Source organism: Brachybacterium horti, assembly GCF_054777615.1.
In genome coordinates this window covers 181,199-200,751 of sequence record NZ_BAAHAM010000003.1, presented here as the reverse complement: position 1 = coordinate 200,751, position 19,553 = coordinate 181,199, and the positions used below count along the sequence as shown (strand labels likewise).

17 protein-coding genes are annotated in these 19,553 nt (G+C 71.9%); 4 read left to right on the top strand and 13 right to left on the bottom strand.

Translation table 11 applies throughout. The features are described 5' to 3' along the window. Positions 1-21: 21 nt before the first annotated feature. Both ACYVAP_RS10330 and ACYVAP_RS10325 read right to left on the bottom strand, forming a co-directional pair. A complete protein-coding gene (locus tag ACYVAP_RS10330; RefSeq protein ID WP_498860574.1) occupies positions 22-795 on the bottom strand; it encodes a PIG-L family deacetylase in 774 nt (257 codons plus the stop codon). After that, positions 792-2,030: a D-inositol-3-phosphate glycosyltransferase gene (locus ACYVAP_RS10325; RefSeq protein WP_498860573.1), complete on the bottom strand. Its 1,239-nt coding sequence runs from the start codon at positions 2,028-2,030 to the stop codon at positions 792-794. The genes ACYVAP_RS10330 and ACYVAP_RS10325 overlap by 4 nt, the downstream gene beginning before the upstream one ends. 268 nt (positions 2,031-2,298) lie before the next feature. Here ACYVAP_RS10325 and ACYVAP_RS10320 point away from each other — a divergent pair, with 268 nt between their 5' ends. Next, complete coding sequence (locus tag ACYVAP_RS10320) at positions 2,299-2,898, top strand: class I SAM-dependent methyltransferase (RefSeq protein ID WP_264449630.1); 600 nt, start codon at positions 2,299-2,301, stop codon at positions 2,896-2,898. A 277-nt stretch (positions 2,899-3,175) separates the two neighbouring features. Here the strand turns inward: ACYVAP_RS10320 and ACYVAP_RS10315 are convergent, their stop codons facing one another. From ACYVAP_RS10315 to ACYVAP_RS10285, 7 genes are all read right to left on the bottom strand, one after another. Next, positions 3,176-3,589 (bottom strand): SRPBCC family protein, encoded by a 414-nt coding sequence (locus ACYVAP_RS10315; protein ID WP_498860572.1) that lies wholly within the window; start codon positions 3,587-3,589, stop codon positions 3,176-3,178. Between the two features lie 10 nt (positions 3,590-3,599). Further along, positions 3,600-3,938, bottom strand: a complete 339-nt coding sequence (locus tag ACYVAP_RS10310) for a hypothetical protein (RefSeq protein WP_498860571.1) — start codon at positions 3,936-3,938, stop codon at positions 3,600-3,602. Between the two features lie 211 nt (positions 3,939-4,149). Next, positions 4,150-5,019, bottom strand: a complete 870-nt coding sequence (locus ACYVAP_RS10305; protein WP_498860570.1) for a spermidine synthase — start codon at positions 5,017-5,019, stop codon at positions 4,150-4,152. Then, positions 5,019-6,053: an NAD(P)H-dependent flavin oxidoreductase gene (locus ACYVAP_RS10300; RefSeq protein ID WP_498860569.1), complete on the bottom strand. Its 1,035-nt coding sequence runs from the start codon at positions 6,051-6,053 to the stop codon at positions 5,019-5,021. The genes ACYVAP_RS10305 and ACYVAP_RS10300 overlap by 1 nt, the downstream gene beginning before the upstream one ends. A gap of 252 nt (positions 6,054-6,305) precedes the next feature. Continuing rightward, entirely contained in the window at positions 6,306-6,617 is a 312-nt protein-coding gene (locus ACYVAP_RS10295; protein ID WP_047310908.1) for a putative quinol monooxygenase, read from the bottom strand. Positions 6,618-6,624: 7 nt separating this feature from the next. Beyond that, positions 6,625-7,173, bottom strand: coding sequence for a type 1 glutamine amidotransferase domain-containing protein (locus tag ACYVAP_RS10290; protein WP_137771137.1), 549 nt, complete (start codon positions 7,171-7,173; stop codon positions 6,625-6,627). A 491-nt stretch (positions 7,174-7,664) separates the two neighbouring features. Next, positions 7,665-10,343: an excinuclease ABC subunit UvrA gene (locus ACYVAP_RS10285; RefSeq protein ID WP_498860568.1), complete on the bottom strand. Its 2,679-nt coding sequence runs from the start codon at positions 10,341-10,343 to the stop codon at positions 7,665-7,667. 218 nt (positions 10,344-10,561) lie between these two features. Here ACYVAP_RS10285 and ACYVAP_RS10280 point away from each other — a divergent pair, with 218 nt between their 5' ends. Next, positions 10,562-11,755 (top strand): alcohol dehydrogenase catalytic domain-containing protein, encoded by a 1,194-nt coding sequence (locus tag ACYVAP_RS10280; RefSeq protein WP_498860567.1) that lies wholly within the window; start codon positions 10,562-10,564, stop codon positions 11,753-11,755. An 832-nt stretch (positions 11,756-12,587) separates the two neighbouring features. On the opposite strand, the gene hxlA is transcribed toward ACYVAP_RS10280, so the two are convergent. Together hxlA and hxlB are read right to left on the bottom strand one after the other, a co-directional pair. After that, on the bottom strand, positions 12,588-13,211 hold the full coding sequence (gene hxlA / locus ACYVAP_RS10275; RefSeq protein ID WP_024290845.1) for a 3-hexulose-6-phosphate synthase: 624 nt from the start codon (positions 13,209-13,211) through the stop codon (positions 12,588-12,590). Positions 13,212-13,264: 53 nt separating this feature from the next. Continuing rightward, positions 13,265-13,837: a 6-phospho-3-hexuloisomerase gene (gene hxlB / locus ACYVAP_RS10270; RefSeq protein ID WP_498860933.1), complete on the bottom strand. Its 573-nt coding sequence runs from the start codon at positions 13,835-13,837 to the stop codon at positions 13,265-13,267. 92 nt (positions 13,838-13,929) lie between these two features. Between hxlB and ACYVAP_RS10265 the strand changes: the two genes are divergently transcribed. Then, positions 13,930-14,781, top strand: coding sequence for a LuxR C-terminal-related transcriptional regulator (locus ACYVAP_RS10265; RefSeq protein WP_498860566.1), 852 nt, complete (start codon positions 13,930-13,932; stop codon positions 14,779-14,781). A 210-nt stretch (positions 14,782-14,991) separates the two neighbouring features. Here the strand turns inward: ACYVAP_RS10265 and ACYVAP_RS10260 are convergent, their stop codons facing one another. Then, positions 14,992-16,749 carry an oleate hydratase gene (locus ACYVAP_RS10260; RefSeq protein WP_498860565.1) on the bottom strand — a complete coding sequence of 586 codons (1,758 nt, stop codon included), beginning with the start codon at positions 16,747-16,749 and terminating at the stop codon, positions 14,992-14,994. A gap of 87 nt (positions 16,750-16,836) precedes the next feature. On the opposite strand from ACYVAP_RS10260, the gene ACYVAP_RS10255 reads away from it, so the two are divergent. After that, positions 16,837-17,568, top strand: coding sequence for a TetR/AcrR family transcriptional regulator (locus ACYVAP_RS10255; RefSeq protein ID WP_498860564.1), 732 nt, complete (start codon positions 16,837-16,839; stop codon positions 17,566-17,568). A gap of 117 nt (positions 17,569-17,685) precedes the next feature. Here the strand turns inward: ACYVAP_RS10255 and nhaA are convergent, their stop codons facing one another. Beyond that, positions 17,686-19,530, bottom strand: coding sequence for a Na+/H+ antiporter NhaA (nhaA, locus tag ACYVAP_RS10250; RefSeq protein WP_498860563.1), 1,845 nt, complete (start codon positions 19,528-19,530; stop codon positions 17,686-17,688). Positions 19,531-19,553 lie beyond the last annotated feature (23 nt).

Below are 19,553 nucleotides of genomic sequence, written 5' to 3'. Positions count from 1 at the left end.
CGCCCCGACCCTGCCCCGGGCTCAGGACCGAGCGTCGGTCGCCGCGGTGCGGAAACCGGCGGCGAAGGGCACGAGCTGGTCCTGTCCGCCCACATGGCGCACGAGAACCCCCGCGTCGTCGGCCGAGACGACCGTGAGCTGGGTGCGGTAGCAGCGCAGCGCCGCCGTCACCGCCGCGGCGGTGCCCGGCAGCTCCCGCACCGCGCCGTGCTCGGAGATCTCGAGCATCGGGACGGAGCTCTCCGCGCTCGCCGCGCGCGCCAGGTGGTGGGTGCGCACGTGGTCGGGATGGCCGTAGGTGCCCTCGTCGTCGTAGCTGACGATCACGTCGGGGCCGGTGGAGGCGATCAGCGCGAGGAGGTCCGCGACCTCCGTCTCGAGGGGCCGACGGGTGAGGCTGTCCTCCCCGGCGGTGTCCGAGGGGCCGGCGAGCCCCTCGCGGATCCACTGCATGCCCGAGTCGCGGTAGCGGCGCGGGGCGGCGCCCGCGGCGAGGGCCGGCGCCGTCCCCAGGAGGTGCCGGGCCGCGAGGCCGAGTGCGCGGGTCGCCCCGTCGATCTCCGCGGCGCGGACCTCGTCGAGCGGTCGGTCGTCGTCCTCCGCGATCGCCCCGGGGACCACCTCGCCCTCCTCGCCGCGGGTCGCGGTGACGAGCTCGACGTGCACACCGCGCGCGGTGAGATCCGCGACGAGCGGGCCGGTGGAGAGGGTCTCGTCGTCCGGATGGGCGTGGACGACGAGCACCCGGCGGGCGGCGTCGAGCAGCGCCCACGGGTCCTGCGGGGAGGGGGTCATCGCCGGGCCTCCGAGCGCGCGAGCTGCTCGCGGTACAGCGCGGCGAGGGCCTCCCCGGAGGCCTCCCAGGTGCGGGTCGTCGCGAACTCGCGGGAGGCGGCGACGGACTCCGCGAAGTGCGCGGGGTCGCCGAGCAGCGACTCCACGGCCTCCGCCCAGACGTCCGGGTCGCGGCTGCCGAGCACCACGCCGCCCGGTCCCACCGCCTCCTTCACGCCGCCCGCGCAGCGCCAGGCCACGACGGGGGTGCCGCTCGCCTGCGCCTCGAGCGCGACGAGGCCGAAGGTCTCCGACCAGCTCGTCAGCAGCAGCACGCCGGCCCCGCGCATGGCCGCGGCGAGCTGCTCCCGGCCCATCGATCCCGCGAACTCCACCCGGTCCTCGACGCCGAGCTCACGGGCACGGTCGCGGAGCTGCTGGAGGTACGGGGCGAAGTCCTGGGAGACGCCGCCCGCGAGCACGAGCCGGGCCCCGATCGCGGGGTCGAGGTTCGCGAGCACCTCGAGCGCGAGATCGGGGGCCTTGAGCGGCTGCAGGCGTGCCGTGAACAGGAGCATGGGGCGCCGGCGGCGCTCCTCGGGATCCTCCGGCGAGGGGCGGAAGCGCTCGACGTCGACCCCGGGGCGGACGATCGTGATGCGCTCCCCGGGCACGCCGTAGCGCTCGGCGACGGTGCGCGCCTCCGCCTCGGAGACCGCGACCACGAGGTCGGAGCCCTCCGCGACGGCCGCCTCGCCGGGGATCCGGCCGGGCGACTCCGCGGGCTCGCCCGCGTCGAGCGAGCCGGAGCCCTCCGGGGCCGCGACCGAGTGGAAGGACTGCAGGTGCGGGATCCCGAGCTCGCGCGCCACGGGCAGGGCGGCGACGCCGCTGAACCAGTGGTGGGAGTGGACGAGGTCCACGTCGAGCTCGGCGAGCAGGCCGCCGAGGTGCTCGCGGAACGGGGCGATCGCCTGCTCCATCGCGCTCTTCGCGAGCGTCGCGGGCGGGCCCGCGTCGAGGTGGTGCAGGCGCACCCCCGGGGCGACGTCGACCACGTCCGGGGCGTCCGGCGCGGCGCGGCGCGTGATGAGCTCGACGGTGTGGCCCGCCCGGGCGAGGGCGAGGGACAGTTCGAGCACCACGACGTTCATGCCGCCGGCGTCGTCCCCGCCCGGGTCCTCGAGCGGGGAGGTGTGCAGCGAGATCGCGGCGATCCTCAGGGGAGCGCCGCTTCGCGAGGTGGTCTCCGGCATGGGAGCCATCCTAGGTGGGAGCACGGTCGGTGCCGTGCCGGCACTCGGCCCCCGCCGGTGCCGGGAGACGTCCCCGGTGCGCCGCCGGGCGGGGTCCGCGACCGCGGCGAGGGCCCCGGCGCGGTCCTCGTCCGGAGGTCCCGAACCCATACTCCCCGGGGGTCCCGTCTATTCCCCGCCGGCACCCGTGTTCGCCCGTGACGAAAACCGGGGCGGCCTGGGTCACGAGAAGTTGAACACGCCCCGACAAGGGTCCAGAGTCGTGGGCATGGACACAGCCCAGACGGTGGATTGGGGGGCGCTGAACGCGAGCGCCGCCGGGCGACCCGCGCGCCGCCTGGTGGACCGCGCGATCACCGCCGCCGGTGGCGCGCGCCGCCCCGGCACCGTGCTGGACATCGGCGCCGGCGCCGGCGCCGACTCCCTTCAGTTCGCCCGCCGCGGCTGGACCGTGCACGCCTACGACGCGGACGACACGCTGGCCGCGCGGCTCGTCGAGAACCAGCGGATGAGCGGCAGCGTGCGCTTCCACCACACGGACGTCACCTCGGTGCTCGAGTTCCCGCCCGCGCGGATCGTCTACTCGACCTACACCCTCTCTCTGCTCGGCGAGGAGGGACTCACCCGGACCTGGCCCCGACTGGTCTCCGCTCTGCCCCGCGGCGGCGTGATGGCCGTCGACGTCATCGGCCGGAACGACTCGTGGGCCGAGCGGGACGACATCGCCGCTCTCGACGCCCCGCAGATCGACGCGATGTTCCGCGGCTTCCAGGTCCTGGATCGCTCGATCCGCGACGAGGACGGCCGCTTCCAGGCGGACAAGAAGCACTGGCACGTCATCACGACGCTCGCGCGGAAGACCGCCTGACCGCCGTCGCGGTCCTCAGCGCACCGAGGGCCCCGTCGCGGAGCCGTGCGGGAGCGCCGTCCACCATCTCCGTGCGCGCCCTGACGGTCGAACCGAGCCGCCGCGCCTGAGCGGCCGGTCCCGCCGCCGCGCGTGCGCGTCACGGGCGACATCGCCCGACTCCAGCAGGTGCTCGTCCACCGCGAGATCGGGATCCCGCTCGCCCGGATCGCCCTCATGAGCGAGAGCGCCGCCTGCTGGGACTGAGCGACCGCCGCCGGCGGGGGCGAGCCGCGGGTCAGCGCTCCTCGAGCAGGCCCTTCAGGGTCACGAGGTCCGCGCTGACCGCGGCCTCGTCGGCCGCGAGCTCGTCCTCGCCCATCGTGCCGCGGCGCAGGGTGAAGACCACCTCGCTGCGCTCCTCGCCCAGCGGCAGCACCCGCATCGGGTTCAGCGTGGACTCGCCGCTCTCGAGGGTGACGGTGTGGTCGAGCACCCCGTACGGGTTCTCGGGCGCGAAGCTCACGAGCACCCTGCCCATCGGGGAGCTCATCGACCACTGCTCGATCTCCCGCTGCGGGTCGCTGCCCGCGAGGCCCGCGGCCCAGCGCGGCAGGTTCCGCGGATCGGCGGCGAAGGCGTAGACGTCCTTCCAGGGACGCTCCACGACCACGCTGAGGTGCCGGCTGTCGCTGCTGCTCGTCGTGCTCATGCGATCGACGCTAGCAGGCGCGGTGCACGGGGAGCCCGGCTCCGCCCGCGGCGCCGTCGAGGGCGCGCAGCACCGTGCGCACGAGCGCGGCGGTGCCACGTGGCTCCTGCACCATCGCCCCCTCGCCCGCGGGGGAGACGACCACCCAGCGGGCGCGGCCCCGGCGGGGCAGGCGGCCGATCTCCACGTGCCGCCCGCCCGCGAGCGGGATGGTCAGCGCGCCGCTCGGGCCGCGGGTGATGTGCGCGGCGAGTGCCGGGCGCGCCTCCAGGAGGCCCTCCAGGATCCGGTCGCGCTCGACCTCGGCGGGGCTGCGACCGGAGGACCGGTCGAGGATCGTCGGGGACATCGGCTGCCTCCTTCCGTGGCGTGATGCTCACGCTAAGGAAGGGGGCCGACGGACGAACGACGGCCGCGGACGGGGCGGAGGTCTCCCGGTCCTTCCCTCGCTCCATCCCCCCGGGCCGGTGCCCGGCGAGCAGTCGGCGTCCCCTTCCCGTCAGCGGAAGAAGACGCCGACGGCGCACGCGTCAGCGCGTCATGGCGCGGGGTCGCCGGGATCAGCGGCCGCGCCTCCAGACGAAGCGGGCGGTCTCCTCCGGATCGAGCACCGCCGCGGGATGGGGGCCCGCCGCCCACCAGTGCTGCGACTGCTCGTCGATGTCCGCCGCGGCGAGGGCGCCGCCGGCGAGGAGCACGTAGTTGCCGAAGTCGCCGCGCTCCACGAGGGCGGCCGCCGTCAGCATCCACACGCCCGGCAGGCCGAGGGAGACGCTCGCCGCCTCGAGCGCCGCGGCCTGGGCCGCGATGAAGCGCTGCCCGGCGTCGTCGCCGACGTTGACCAGCAGCAGACCATCCACCTCGAGGTGCTCGAGCGCCTCGACGTAGAACTCCTCGGCGGCGAGGTGCGGGGGAGAGGCCTCACCGGAGAAGACGTCGAGCACCACGACGTCGAAGAGGCGGCCGGGCATCTCGCGCAGCCGGTCGCGCGCATCGCCCACCACCACCTCGAGCCGCGTGCCCGCGGGCAGGGGCAGCGCGCCGACGACGAAGCTCACGAGCTCGCGCTCGAGCTCGAACACGAGCTGCTCGGAGTCGGGCCGCGTGGCCTGCACGTAGCGCACGAGGGTGAGGGCGCCGCCGCCGAGGTGGGCGATCGTGAGCGGTTCGCCGCGGGGCCGCACGGTGTCCACGGCTGCGGCGATGCGGCGGAGGTACTCGTGGGAGATCCGCGAGGGATCCGCGAGGTCCACGTGCGACTGCTCGATCCCGCCGATCCTCAGCACCCACCCCTCGTCCCAGTCGGAGCGCTCGACCACGGCGGGCAGGCCGCTCTCGGACAGGTGCACGGTGCGGGGCCGGGCCGGGCCGTCCGGGGTGCGGGGCAGATCGTCGTCCGGGGGGCCCGTGACGGGGTGGGTGCGTCCCATCAGAGGTCGCGGGCGAGGTCGTCGATCACGGTGCGGGCGGAGACCGCGCGTGCCGCACGGAACCCGGTGCCGGCCCAGAGGTGCACGAGCTCGGCCAGGCCGCGCCGGCTCGCCTCGGCCCGCAGGGCACGGGTGAGGTGGTGCACGGCGGGATAGGCGGCGGGCGCCTCCGCCTCGTGCCGCTGAAGGAACGGGGTGCGCAGCGCGCGGGCGGGTCGTCCGGTGAAGGCCCGGGTGACGGCGGTGGCGGTGAAGCGCGGGTCGGCGAGGGCGTCGCGGTGCGTCGCGGAGGTCCCGGCCTCCGCGGTGCGCAGCAGCAGGGTGCCGACGGCGACCGCCTCGGCCCCGGACTCCCGGAGCGCGGCCACGGCGGCCGGGCCGTCCACGCCGCCGGCGGCGACGAGGGGGAGGCGGGTCTGCGCGCGGACGGCGCGCACCACGGCGGCGGTGTCCTCCTCGCCGATCCGCCGCCCCGGGTCCCAGGTGCCCGAGTGGCCGCCGGCGCGCGGACCCTGCACGACGAGGCCGTCGGCCCCGCGCGCCTCCGCCTCGCGGGCCTCCTCGGGCGTCGTCACGGTGACGAGCACCCGGGAGCCGGCGCGTTGCAGGGCCGCGACGTCGGACGCCGCGGGCGGGGCGAAGGTGAAGCTGACGAGCGGGACGGGGTCGCCGAGGAGCAGCGCGAGCTTCGCGGGATAGGCGTCGTCGTCCATGCGCGGCGCGGGGTCGAGGCTGATGCCCAGCTGTTCCGCCTCGGGGGCGAGGCGCTCCGCGTAGCGGGCGAACGCGTCCCGGTCGAAGTCCGGGGGACCGGGTACGAAGAGGTTCACGCCGAAGGGGTGACCGGTGGCCCGCGCCGCGGTGACGCGCTCCCCGAGGGCCCCGGGGGAGAGGTAGCCGCCCGCGACCATGGGCAGGGCGCCGCCGGCGGCGAGGGCGGCGACGAGCGCGGGGGAGCCGGGCCCGCCGGCCATCGGTGCCCCGACGAGGGGGAGGTCGACGCCGAGGGAGGACAGCAGCGGGGACGGGGTCATGGTCCGACGGTAGCGCTCGGCGGCCGGGGACGGGTGCACCGGGAGCGCTGGTCGGAAGGCTCCGCGATCCGATGCCGATGCTGCCCGTCCGTGCGCGGCGACGATCGCATCACCGCTGCAGGCCGGTCGGCCGCGGGGCCCCGTCCCTCGCGGCATCCGGGATCGGCAGGTGCGATGAGTCGGCTCCACAGCCGGGTTCACGGCTGTGGAGCCGATCGGGGCCTCATCCCGATGTCGATCGACGCTGATGCTCTAGGCGGTCTCGCCGGGCAGCTTGTACGCGATCACGTCGACGTTCTGGATGCTCGGCTCGGTGCTGAACAGATCAGCTCCCTGCGCAGCGAGTGCCTGACCGACGCCACCCGAGAGGTGGGTCTGGCGGGCCTCGTCGTCGGGGAACACGTCGAAGATCCCGAAGGTCGATGCGTCGAACTGCAGGGCGAACCAGGCCTGCGTCCCCTCCTCCTGCTCGACGATGGGGCGGGCGCTGCGGAGGAAGTCCGCGACGTCCTGCTCCTTTCCCGGCTTGGCGTGAACGACGACCGACAATGCAACGTTGACCATGTTCTCCTCACTTGTCCTGGCTGAACAGCTCGACCATCGCGGCGTTGAAGGCCGGGAGATCCTCGGGCGAGCGGCTGGTGATCAGGTTCCCGTCGCGCGCCACCTCTTCGTCGACGACGTTCGCTCCGGCATTGCGCAGGTCGGTGCGGATGCTCGGGTACGAGGTCAGCGTCCGACCCTTCGCGACACCGGCCTCGACCAGCGTCCACGGTCCGTGGCAGATCGCGGCGACCGGCTTGTCGGCGACCATGATGTCGCGCACGAATCCGACGGCGTCGGCGTCCATGCGCAGCTGATCGGGGTTGACCGTGCCGCCGGGAAGCAGCAGGGCGTCGTACTCGTCGGCCGAGGCGGACTTCACCAGGGCGTCGACCGAGAACGTTCCGGCCTCGTCCAGGTCGTTCTCGCGGGCCTTGATCTCGCCATCGTGCAGCGAGAGCAGCACGGTCGTGGCCCCGGCGTCCTGAAGAGCCTGTCGCGGCTGCTCGAGCTCCACGCGCTCGACGCCGTCCGCGGCCAGGATCGCGATCCGCTTGCCATGCAATTCGTCTGCCATGTTCTGCTCCGTTCTGCGAGAGATGACGGCTCGCCCGTGGGGGCGAGCCGCACGCCGTCCGTACCGGGCGGCGTGGTTCGGGTGCAGGACGACTCGGGTGCAGTCGTCATTGCGCTCATCGAGGTCCCGGCAGGTGGTGGCTGCCGATTCTCGGGCCGGGTGGTGGGGGACGGAGAAGAAGCTTCGGCCCGGAGGTCGTCGCTGACGTTCCGCCATCGACGGTGGGGCTTCTTCACCGAGGCCTGGCCGAATGTGAGCGTCTGGCCCGTCAGCCAGTGTAGACCTCGCACGTCAGCGACGGGGCGCCCGTGGCCATCTCATCCGGGACGCCGGGACGCCGGGACGCCGGGACGCCGGGGCACGAGGACGTCGACGACGCCGCAGGACGTCCGGTCAGCGTCGTCCGAGGGTCGCCGATCTGGCGACGCAGCCTGTTCGTCCGATGCGCTCCCTGCGACGAGGTCATCGACCCCGTCGCAGCCGTCCGACGCTCACGCCCGGGAGGCGGCCTCCCGGAGCGCGGCCTCGAGGTACGGTGCCGACGCACCGGCTCCGGACGAGGCGACCTGCGCGGGCGTGCCTGAGGCGACCACCGTGCCGCCATCGTCCCCCGCCCCGGGCCCGAGGTCGATGACGTGGTCGGCCACGGCGACGATGCGCATGTCGAGCTCGACCGCGACGACGGTGTTGCCTGCGTCCACGAGGGTCTGGAGATGCGTCACGAGCCGATCGGAATCGGCGCTGTGCAGCCCGGACGTCGGCTCGTCGAGGACGTAGAGGGTGTCACCGCGCTGGGATCGTTGGAGCTCGGAGGCGAGCTTCACCCGCTGCGCCTCGCCTCCGGACAACTCGGTGGCCGGCTGTCCGAGACGGAGATATCCGAGGCCGACGTCGACCAGCGCCGCGAGCGACCGCATGATGTCGAACTCGCCCTGGAAGAAGTCGTGGGCCTCCTCGACGCTCATGGCGAGGATCTCCGCGATGTTGCGGCCGCGCCAGGCGATCTCCAACGTGCTGGACTGGTAGCGGGTGCCGTGGCAGTCGGGGCACTCGGTGTAGACCGAGGGGAGGAAGAGCAGCTCCACCATGACGGATCCCTCGCCCTTGCAGGTCGGGCAGCGACCGCCGGTGACGTTGAAGGAGAACCTGCCCGCCTTGTACCCGCGAGCGCGAGCCTCGGGCGTCTCCGCGAACCTCCGCCTCACGTGGTCGAACAGGCCCGTATAGGTGGCGACGTTCGAGCGCGGGGTGCGCCCGATGGGCTTCTGGTCGATGCTCACGACGCGGCGCACCCCGTCGACGTCGCCGCGGATCTCTCCCTCGAGCTCGTCGGGCTCGTCCGACAGCAGGAGCTCGTCCCCTTCGGCGGCGTCAGCGTCCTCCGCCTGGTCAGCTCGTCCCTGCCGTTCGTCGAGCAGTGCGGGGAGGGCCTGGCTGACCAGGCTGGACTTGCCTGATCCCGACACTCCGGTGACGGCGGTGAACACCCCGAGCGGGAAGGAGATCGACACGTCGCGCAGGTTGTTGCGCGTGACGTGCTCGAGCTTCAGCCATCCCTGCGGCTCGCGAGGCGTCCGGTGGGGCAGGCCGCTGCCCCCGAAGACGTACCCGCGGGTGACGGACTCCTCCACCTCGGCGAGCCCTTCGTAGGGCCCGCTGTAGACGACGCGGCCGCCGCGCTCACCCGCGCCGGGCCCGATGTCGACCAGCCAGTCGGCGTGCCGCATCACGTCCACCGAATGCTCCACCACGAACAGGCTGTTGCCCCGGCGCTTGAGCCCGTCGAGGATGCCGAGCAGCGCGCTGACGTCCTGCGGATGAAGCCCAGCGGACGGCTCATCGAGCACATAGACCACACCGAACAGCTCGGAGGTCAGCTGGGTCGCGAGTCGCAGTCGCTGCAGCTCCCCGCCGGAGAGCGTGGGTGTGGTGCGGTCCAAGGACAGGTACCCCAGACCGAGATCGATGATCGGCCGCAGTCTGTTGACGAGTTCCGCGCCCAATCGCGCTGTCGCGGCCAGCTTCTCGACCGATCGGTCAGGCGCCGGGCTCACGCCGTCGGCGGCCGCGGGCGCTGATCCCGCGGAGTCGGCCCGCTGCCCGGCGTCGCGTCGGGCAGCCCGGCCACCGGTGCTGCCCGCCGAATCGGCGCCGTCGAGAGCGCTGGTGGCCCGTTCGACCGCCCGGTCGATCAGCGTCGAGAGCTCCGCGAGCGGCAGAGCGGAGAGATCGGCGATGTCGAGGCCGTCGAACGTCACGGACAGGGCCTCCGGCTTCAGCCGCTTCCCATGGCAGGCGGGGCAGGGAGCAACCGTGAGGAACTCCGCCACGCGACGCTTCATCGACCCGCTCTTGGTGTTCGCGAACGTGTCCAGGACGTACCGACGAGCTCCGACGAAGGTGCCCGAGTAGCTCGGTTCCACGCCTGCCGCGGTCGCGGCCTGCGCCTCGGAGAGCGTGAGCCGCGAGTGGACCGGGACGTACGGCGTCTCGTCCGTGTAGAGGATCCAGTCCCGATCCTCCTTCGGCAGGTCCTTCCAGGGCACATCGACGTCGTAGCCGAGCGCGACGAGCACATCGCGCAGCTGATGACCGTGCCAGGCCGTCGGCCAGGAGGCGATGGCCCGCTCGCGGATCGTCAGTGAGGGGTCCGGCACCATCGTGTCCTCGGTGACCGCGTACACCCGGCCGATGCCGTGGCACTCCGGGCATGCGCCCTGCACGGTGTTGGCGGAGAAGTCCTCGGCGTAGAGCATCGGCTGGTCATCGGGGTAGTGGCCGGCCCGGGAGTAGAGCATGCGCACCAGTGACGAGAGCGTGGTGATGCTGCCCACCGAGGACCGCGCGCTGCGGCCCCCGCGCTGCTGCTGAAGAGCGACGGCCGGCGGCATGCCCGTGATGGAGTCGACGTCCGGGACGCCTGCCTGGTCGATGAGGCGACGAGCGTAGGGGGCGACGGACTCGAGATAACGGCGCTGGGACTCCGCGAACAGGGTTCCGAACGCCAGAGACGACTTCCCCGAGCCCGAGACGCCGGTGAACACCACCAGCGCGTCGCGGGGCACCGTGAGGTCGATGTCCTGGAGGTTGTGCTCCCGTGCGCCGAGAACCTGCACGTCGGGCTGGACGGGTGAGGAGTCCGACGGTGCGGACCTGCGTGCTTCGACCATGCCGGGGACACTAGCAACGCGTTCCACCGATCGGTCGGAGCATGGCCCCGTCCTCCACGGCCCACCTGCCCGTGGCGCCTGTCGCCGCAGCGGCGGCAGGGTGGAGCACGGGGCTCCGTCTGTCCTATGCTCGAAACGAGCCGAGGTCACGGGCGACGGGCATCCGAATGACCGTGGCACTTCCGCGACCGGGCCATCCACAACTGGAGGAGATCGTCATGGCAAGCAGCAACCGCGCCGTCGTGTTCCAGAACGTCAAGGACATGCGCGTCGAGACCCTCGACTTCCCGAAGCTCGAGATGCCGAACGGCAGGAGCGCCCCGCACGGCGTCATCCTCAAGATCGTCGCCACCAACATCTGCGGCTCCGACCTGCACATCTACCGCGGTTCCTTCCCCGTCCCCCAGGGCATGGTGATGGGGCACGAGATGACCGGCGAGGTCGTCGAGATCGGCGCCGACGTCGAGTTCCTCTCCGAGGGCGACCTGGTCTCGGTCCCCTTCAACGTCGCCTGCGGCCGATGCCGCAACTGCCGCGCCCGCCACACCGAGGTGTGCGAGACCGTGAACCCCGACGTGTCCTGCGGCGCCTACGGGTTCAACCTGGGCGACTTCCAGGGTGGGCAGGCGGAGTACCTGTTCGTCCCCTACGCCGACTTCCAGCTGCTCCGCTTCCCCGACAAGGACCAGGCCATGGAGAAGATCCGTGACCTCGCCCTGCTCTCGGACATCCTGCCCACCGCGTTCCACGGCCTCGTCGAGGCCGGGGCGAAGCCCGGCTCGACCGTCTACATCGCCGGCGCCGGTCCCGTCGGACGCTGCGGCGCCGCGGCGGCCCGTCTTCTGGGGGCGTCCTGCATCATCGTCGGTGACTACCACCAGGACCGGCTGGACCTGATGAAGAACAACGGCTGCGAGACCATCGACCTGAACCAGGACGTGCCGCTGACCGATCAGATCGAGGCCATCCTCGGCGAGCCCATGGTGGACTGCGCCGTCGACTACGTCGGCAACGAAGCCCACGGGATCGGCCGCGAGGCCGAGGACATGAGCCCCGCACACGCCATCAACCAGGTCATGGACGCCACCCGCGCAGGCGGTGCCACCGGCATCGTCGGCGTCTACGGCCCCGACCCGCTGGCCTCCTCCAAGGCCGAGCAGCAGGGCACCTACCCGCTCGACTTCGGCAAGGCGTGGATCAAGTCGCCTCGGATCTCCGGCGGCCAGGCCCCGATCATGCACTACAACCGTGAGCTGATGATGTCGATCCTGTGGGACCGCATGCCCTACCTCAGCGACATGCTCAACACCCAGGTCATCAGCCTTGACGAGGCCCCCGACGCCTACGCGAAGTTCGATACCGGTGTCTCGGAGAAGTTCATCATCGATCCCCACGGCATGATCCCCGCCTGATTTCGGGCCGTCACGCACCCGGCCCGCGATCGTCGCTCCAGCGGCGGTCGCGGGCCGGCTCTGTGCACGGACCCGTCGCCCCTGGACGATGCCCGGCGCGGGCCCGGCGCCGGTGGGGCCGGCATGCCGGAGCTCAGCGGCGATGACGAGTGCGCAGGGGCGTGTTCGGGGGAGACGGTGCAGGTCGCTGCGACGCTCCTGACTGGACGCCCCTCACCTCCCGATCCGGGTCGCCTCGCGGGGCGAGGTGGATGATCACCGGCGCCCGGGCCGTCGGGACGCGCTGCGGCGCCGCCAGGAACGTCTCGATCATCATGACGCGGATCGAGCGCTTCTGCGAGAGCATCGCCGCCGCCCGCGCCGGACGCTCGGTGAGATCGCGTGCTCCGAGGCCCCGACGGCGGTCGATGAGCCGGAGTCCACTGCTGCCGATCGAGCCGTTGCGGGGAGTCCGGCGTCGGCGCGTCAGGACAGCAGTCATCGCCGGGATCGAGCGGACCTCCGAGCGACGCCGATGCCGGGCACGCCTGGGTCGGTCGACCCCCATCGGGGAGACGGACCGCCCTGCACCCCGTCGCGGCCCGGCACCTCGTCGTGCAGCACCCCCGTCCCTCGTTCTGCCCGGCGCCTCGCGGGGGAGTGGACGGGTGCTGGTGGGCGAGCGTGGCGTCGGGAACCGATCACCGTCCGGCACGTCTCTGGGGCTGAGGCCATGTGGCTCTCTGCGCCACGGGGCAATCGTCTGCGGCATCAGTCCACCGCACCCGGGGAGGGGACAAGGTCCGGGCGTGCCGTCACCTGCCCCCTCATCACGGGATGCGGTGGGCGGTGGTCACCGGATGGCGGAGCGGATGGCGGCGGCCGCGGCGGCGACGTCCGATGCGCTGTAGATGGCGCTGCCCGCGACGGCCACGTCGGCTCCCGCCTGCTGGACGGCCTCGACAGAGTCCGCGCTGACGCCGCCGGCGACGGAGAACGGGACCTCGGCGGCCTTGCCGGCGGAGAGCAGGGCGTCGAGGCTGTAGCCGTCCTCCGCCTGCTCGTCGAGGCCGGCGTGCATCTCCACGAAGACGGCGCCGAGGGCGACGACCTCTCGGGCCCGTGCGGCCTTGTCGGACACGCCGATCAGATCGACGACGACGCCCTTGCCGTGCTTGGTCGCCGCGGCGACCGCTCCGGCGATCGTGCTGTCACCGGCGACGCCGAGCACGGTGACCAGATCGGCTCCGGCGGAGAAGGCGATGTCAGCTTCCAGCTCGCCGGCATCCATGGTCTTGAGATCGGCGAAGACGGTCTTGTCGGGGTGGGCGGCCTTGACCGCCGTGATCGCCGCGAGGCCCTCGCTCTTGATCAGAGGGGTGCCCAGCTCGAGGATGTCGACGTAGGGGGCGGCCTTCGCGGCGAGGTCGAGGGCGGACTCGGTGGTCAGGGTGTCCATGGCGAACTGCAGTCGCATGTCAGGGTGTCTCTTTCTCGTGGTGGTGTCGATGGTGGAAGGGGGAAGAAAGGTCATTCGAGGTTGGCATGACGTGGCCAGAGCGCATCCGCGCTCACTCCGCTCTTCTCCCACAGGACGTCGAAGAGAGCGTCGCCGACGAGGACGAGGAGCTGCTCGAAGAGGCTGCCGGCGTACTGGGCCGACTGCTGCTCGGACCGGTCCGTCTTCGTCGCCGCCCGGATGACCAGGACGGCGTGGGACAGCTGAGCAAGCGGTGACTCGGGGTCGGTCGTGATCCCGATGACGCGGGCACCGACGGATCGCGCCGTCTCGGCCGCGCTCACCACCCCCGAGGTCGTGCCGGAACCGCTGGCGGTCAGGAGCAGGTCGCCCTCTCCGATCGCCGGGGTCGTCGTCTCACCGACGACGTGGACCTGCAGCCCGAGATGCATGAGGCGCATGGCCGTCATCCGCAGCGCGAGCCCGGACCGTCCAGCGCCGTGGACGAAGACTCGCCGGGCGTCCGCTGTCAGCTCGACGGCGGCCGCGAGCGCGGGCGCGTCGGGAAGGGCAGCTGCCCCCCCGATCTCGTTGATGATTCGCGCCAGCGAATCCTGGATACCTCGTTCTTCCATGTCGACCAGCATGGACCGGCCCGCGGCGCTCCACTGCTGCCCGATGAGCGGGGCGCCCTCTCCGATCGGGTGGGCCTCCCGGATCGAGCTAGGCTAGGGGAGTGAGCGACCTCCCGACCCCGCTGGAACGTGCCCGCTCCCTGTCACGGGACCGTGCCCTGACCGAGCAGGCCGATCAGCATGCGATCACCCTCGAATCGATCCTCGCCGTGCTCCGCTCCGGCCGACTCGCGGATGCGGCCGCGCGCAGGGAGGCCACGGAGATCGCCTCCTCGGCGCTCATCCGTGCTCGTTCGGTCCACGAGCAGCAGGAGAGCGTGCTCGAGCCGGTGGCCGACGCGTTCTCGCGCCTGCGCACCGAACTGCGTCCCCTGATCCGCTCCGGGCCGCTGCACGTCCAGTTCGCCGAGCCTCCTGCGCGAGGGCGGGCGCTGCCGGGCCCGGTCGCTCGGGAAGCCCGCGCCATCTCCCGCACAGCGGTGGTCTCGCTCATGGACCGCGCGGACGCTGCACGCGCGCGGGTCGGCTGGGACTGCGATGGCCGCAACCTGCTGATGGAGGTCCGTGACGACGGGGGAATCGCGGTGACGGCGCACGACGACTCCTTGCGTCCGATCGTGGAGCGGGTGGCGGCGCTCGACGGAACCATGGACGTGGAGACGACCCCGGGCTGGGGGACGACGCTGCGGATCGAGATCCCGCTGGACCCACCCAGCGCAGCGCTCACCGTGGAGGGCGCCGAGGAGCTCACCGACCGCGAGAAGCAGGTGCTGCGCCTGGTCGCGACCGGGATCTCGAACCAGCGCATCGGCGATCAGCTCGGGATCACGGCCAACACGGTGAAGTACCACGTGGCCAACCTGCTGCGGAAATACGGTGCCCGCACGCGCGCCGAGCTCGCAAGCATCACTCACTCCCCCGATGCGCACCATCCGAGGTCCCAGACTCGATAGCGGGCCCCGGTCCGGACGGCGGCTGCGGGGCCCCGATCTGGCATCCGGCGCGGCAGATCCCACCATCGCCGGTCGGCCGGCGCTGCGCGCGGCAGCCCCCGCGACACGTTCTCGGGCTTCGAGCTCGCGGCACCGTCATCCCGCCGACCAGCCCCTGGGTGCGCCTCGGGTCCGAGCCGAGGCGCACCCCCGGGTGGGCGGGAACCAGGCTCACATCAGACCGTGCTCCTCGAGGAGCTGGCCGATCTCCCCGTGCTCGAGCCTGCCGCGCAGGTAGCTGCGCAGCGCGGCCGGGCCGGGGATCTCCACCTTCTCACCATCGCGCATGCGCGCCGCGGCCTCGAGGAGGTCGCGCACGTCGTACGTGGAGCCCCAGGTCTCCGGCACGCCGCGCTCCACGTCGAGGAGCGCGTAGACGGCCTCCATGCCGGTGCGCACCGAGTACTCGGTCGTGAAGATCGTGTCGCGGCCGGTCTCCGCGAACTGCCCGAGGAAGGCGAAGTTCTCGGCGCCCTCCGGGACGACCCGGGGCCGATCCCCCGCGCGGCGGGGCATGAAGAAGCTCGTCACGTAGGGCATCATCACCGGCACGCACCGGGCACCGGTCGCCGCGAGCTCAGGGATCTCCTCCACGGGCACGCCCAGGTGGTAGAGCCACTCCTGGGTGATCTCCTCGCCGGTGCACTGCGCCAGGGGCTTCTTCACGTAGTCGCCCTCGACGTCGACGAACAGGCCGTAGACCCAGACGACGATCTGATCCTTCGGCTGCTTCTTGAAATGCGGCTGGCGATTGACCGTCCAGCTCAGCAGCCAGGAGGAGTCCTCGGCGGTGACGATGCCGCCGGTGACCACGCGGCCGCTGAACGGATCGCGCTGGGCGATGCGCTCGATGTAGGCCGGGATGCGCTGATCGAGCGTCGTCACGGTGGCCGACTCCCACTTCGTCTCCTCGATCGAGGAGCAGAAGACCTCCGGGCGCCCGAACGACGCGTCCTTCTTCGCGATCCGCTTCCAGAGGTCCCAGGCCGGGGCCGGGCCCTCACGGAGCACGGCGGGGGTGTGGTGGTCACCGTCATCGGAGTTGTCCACGAGCGAGCCGATCGTCATCAGGGCGAGGTCGTGCTCGCCGAGCTCGATGGTCTCCTCGGCGCCGTCGCGGCGGCAGTGGACGGCCGTCGCGCGGATCTCGCCGTCGCGGTGCGCGAAGTCCACATCGAGGACCTCGGTGCCGGACTGGAAGTTGACGCCGTGCTCGGTGAGGTAGTGCATGAGCGGCAGGACGAAGGACTCGTACTGGTTGTACTTCGTGAACTTCAGCGCCGTGAAGTCGGGCAGTCCGCCGATGTGGTGGACGAAGCGGTGGAGATAGAGCTTGAACTCGAGCGCGGAGTGCCATTCCTCGAAGGCGAACATCGTCCGCCAGTACATCCAGAACGGCGAGTCGAGGAACTCACGGCCCATGACCTCGTCGATGCGCTTGCCCTCCATCTCCGCGCGCTCGGCGAGAAAGATCTTGAGCAGGTCCTTCTGCGCCCGCTTCGGCAGGTCGAAGCGGCCATCGTGCCCCGCGTCCTCTCCCTGACGGACGGTGGCCCGGCGCAGCGAGTAGTTGGGGTCGTCCTTGTTGAGCCAGTAGAACTCGTCGAGCACGGAGGCGTCCTCGAGCTCGAGGGAGGGGATGGAGCGCATCATGTCCCACAGGCACTCCATGTGGTCCTCCAGCTCCCGGCCGCCACGGATGACGAAGCCCTTGTCCGGCACGTCGAGGCCGTCGAGCGCACCGCCGGCGATGTCGCCCTTCTCGAGGATCGTGACGTTGGCACCGGGGACCCCGGCGTCGCGGATCAGGAAGACGGCCGCCGCGAGCCCGGCCAGCCCGCTGCCGACGATGTAGGCCTTCGTCTCCTGGGCGTGCCGTGCGGGGCGGGGGCGCGCGAATGCCTCGTAGTTACCTGCCGTGTGCTGCATGGTCCATCCTTCCCGACGCGTGCCGGACGGCGGTCGTCCGGGCTCAATATTGAGTCTACTCAATATTGAGTCGACTACAATGGATGTATGGGAACTCAGGACGACACGAGGCGGGGGTCGTCGGCGCGGCCGGGCAGGCGCGAGCAGGCGAAGGCGGACAAGCGCGCCCGCATCCTCGCCGCCGCGCGCGCCCTCTTCGAGGAGCGAGGATTCCAGCGGACCTCGATGAGCGAGGTCGCGCGCGCGGCCGACGTGGCTGAGGGGACCGTCTTCCAGTACGCGGCGACGAAGACCGACCTGCTGATGATGGTCGTCGATGCGCTCTGGGGAGCCCACGAGCAAGCGATGACCACCCCTGCGCGCGCCACGTCCGCCGCGCCCGACGGAGCCGCCGCGGCGCCGCCGGCAGGGGAGTGCGCGGACCAGATCGCGGCGCTCGTCTCGCCGCTCGTCGCCGCGATGCGCCGCTGGCCCGAGCCCACGACATGGGTCGCCCGCGAGATCCTCTTCGGTGCAGAGATGCCGCACCGACGGCAGGTCCTCGACCATGTCGATCGCCTCGAGGAGCAGATCGCCGCGCGCCTGCGGGACAGCCGGGGCGACGCCTCGGGTGCGGTCGCCGTGGCGCGGGACGGCGCGGCCGGAGCTGCCGGCGGGGCCTCCGGTGATGTCGAGGCGACCGGCGCCCGGCTCATCGTCACCGGGGTGCTGGCCGAGCTCAACCGCTCCCGACAGGGGCGCAACGAGGGCGAGAACGTCGAGGCGGCTCTGCGTCAGCTCATCGACCTCGTGGTGGCAGGGGCGAGCGCCTCGCGGTGACAGGGGAGCCGTCTCGTCGACACCGCTTTCACCAGGACCGATACGGTGACGAGGGCGCCCTCGGCGTGCTGTGCAGGGCGCCCGCCTCCCACCGGGTTCCGGGTTCGCGGATCGGCCTCAGGCCTTCGCCGCCTGGGTGCGGCCCCCGCGACGGCTGGATTCCAGCATCTCGGTCAGTGAGCGCGCGTCATAGCTGCCCACCATCCGGCAGCCGTCGACGAAGAACGTCGGGGTCATCTTGGCGCCGCTCGCCTCCGCGCTCGCGATGTCCCGCTGCACCCGCGCGGCAACCTCGTCGCTGTCGAGATCCTCGACGAACGCCTCGACATCGAGTCCCAGCTCCGCCGCATAGCCGATGAGATCCTCCCGCTCGAGCGCGTCCTGCCGAGCGAAGACGAAGTCGAGCCACGGCCAGAACATCTCCTGCTTCGCGGCCGACTCCGCGGCCCGTGCGGCGAGGGGGCCATGAGGATGGTGAGGCAGATGCCGCACGACGTAGCGCAGATCGTCACCGAAGCGCCCGTGCAGGTCCTCCCATGAGCCCGTGGCGTGCGCGCAGTACTCGCACTCGAAGTCCACGAACTCCACGAGGGTGAGCCGGGCGTCCTCCGGTCCGCGGATGTGATCCACCTCGGGGTCCACCGGGGAGTCGAGCGTCATCGGGAGATCCGCCGTCTCCTCTCCCCACCGACGGGCCGCGACCTTGAAGATCGACCAGCCCAGAACAGTGGCGAGCACCATCGCCACGAGCACGCCCAGCGTCGCCTGGCGCCCCAGATCCGAGGAGGAGTCGAAAGCGAGGCTGATGACCAGCAGCGACACGGTGAAACCGATGCCCGAAACTGCTGCCCCGCCGAACACGCTGCCCATTCCGACCCCCTCCGGCAGTCGGCCTGCGCCCATCCGAACGGCGAGGAGCGTCGCGATCCCGATTCCGAGGAGCTTGCCGAGCACGAGCCCTGCGATGACGCCCCACGTCACAGGCGAGCTCAGCGAGTCGGCCACCACCCCGCCGCCCAGGTCGACCCCGGCATTGGCCAGAGCGAAAATCGGCACGACCAGCAACGCCGTGGGGAGACGGAGGTACTCGTACAACCGCTCGTTGACCGACACGCCCTTGGACAGCCCCCGACCGACGGCACGCGCCGAGGAAGCGCTCGGGGATTGCCAGAAGTCGCGGAACAGCTGCCGGGCGGCGACCACCTCCTGCCGTTGCGTCGGGTAGGCGGGGATCAGAAGGCCGGCGATCATGCCCGTCAGCGAGGCGTGGATGCCGGAGGAGAGCGTCGCCAGCCACATGACGATGACGATCCCGACGTACGGAGCGGCGCTCCACTGCCGGGAACGGCCCACCAGCCACAGGGCGACGAGGCAGCCGAGAGCGAGCAGCAGCGGGACGGGTCGGATCTCGTCGCTGTAGAACACCCCGATGATCGACACCGCGAGGAAGTCGTCGACCACCGTGAGGGTCAGGAGGAAGACGCGCAGCTGCCCGGAGAGCCGGGGGCCGACGATCGCGAGAGCACCGAGCATGAACGCCGTGTCCGTTCCGACGACCGCCCCCCACCCGCGAAGCCCCTCGCCACCGGACGCGCCGACGACCAGCACGTACACCAGCGCGGGGAGCGCCACACCCGCGACGCCCGCGATCGCCGCCAGGCGGGCGCGACTGCTGTCCCGCAGAGCCCCGTGTGCGAACTCCTGGCGCACCTCGAGACCCACGACGAAGAAGAACACGACCATCAGTCCGTCGTTGATCCAGTGGTGCAGATCCAGATGCAGGCCGAACGGGCCGACGTCGATCCCGACGCTCTGCTGCCACAGCTCGACATAGGACGAGGACAGGGGCGAGTTCGCCCAGAGGAGAGCGAAGGCCGTGACGACGATGAGCAGGACGGCCGAGCCCGACTCCGTGCGGAGTCGTCCGGCGATGCCGCGTGGGGGCGTGGATTCATGGGGCACGGCTCGATTATGTCGGAGCACGG

Coding starts and splice junctions, on each gene's coding strand:
- ACYVAP_RS10330 (WP_498860574.1), bottom strand. CDS start 795: ATGACCCCCTCCCCGCAGGACCCGTGGGCGCTGCTCGACGCCGCCCGC.
- ACYVAP_RS10325 (WP_498860573.1), bottom strand. CDS start 2,030: ATGCCGGAGACCACCTCGCGAAGCGGCGCTCCCCTGAGGATCGCCGCG.
- ACYVAP_RS10320 (WP_264449630.1), top strand. CDS start 2,299: ATGGACACAGCCCAGACGGTGGATTGGGGGGCGCTGAACGCGAGCGCC.
- ACYVAP_RS10315 (WP_498860572.1), bottom strand. CDS start 3,589: ATGAGCACGACGAGCAGCAGCGACAGCCGGCACCTCAGCGTGGTCGTG.
- ACYVAP_RS10310 (WP_498860571.1), bottom strand. CDS start 3,938: ATGTCCCCGACGATCCTCGACCGGTCCTCCGGTCGCAGCCCCGCCGAG.
- ACYVAP_RS10305 (WP_498860570.1), bottom strand. CDS start 5,019: ATGGGACGCACCCACCCCGTCACGGGCCCCCCGGACGACGATCTGCCC.
- ACYVAP_RS10300 (WP_498860569.1), bottom strand. CDS start 6,053: ATGACCCCGTCCCCGCTGCTGTCCTCCCTCGGCGTCGACCTCCCCCTC.
- ACYVAP_RS10295 (WP_047310908.1), bottom strand. CDS start 6,617: ATGGTCAACGTTGCATTGTCGGTCGTCGTTCACGCCAAGCCGGGAAAG.
- ACYVAP_RS10290 (WP_137771137.1), bottom strand. CDS start 7,173: ATGGCAGACGAATTGCATGGCAAGCGGATCGCGATCCTGGCCGCGGAC.
- ACYVAP_RS10285 (WP_498860568.1), bottom strand. CDS start 10,343: ATGGTCGAAGCACGCAGGTCCGCACCGTCGGACTCCTCACCCGTCCAG.
- ACYVAP_RS10280 (WP_498860567.1), top strand. CDS start 10,562: ATGGCAAGCAGCAACCGCGCCGTCGTGTTCCAGAACGTCAAGGACATG.
- hxlA (WP_024290845.1), bottom strand. CDS start 13,211: ATGCGACTGCAGTTCGCCATGGACACCCTGACCACCGAGTCCGCCCTC.
- ACYVAP_RS10260 (WP_498860565.1), bottom strand. CDS start 16,749: ATGCAGCACACGGCAGGTAACTACGAGGCATTCGCGCGCCCCCGCCCC.
- ACYVAP_RS10255 (WP_498860564.1), top strand. CDS start 16,837: ATGGGAACTCAGGACGACACGAGGCGGGGGTCGTCGGCGCGGCCGGGC.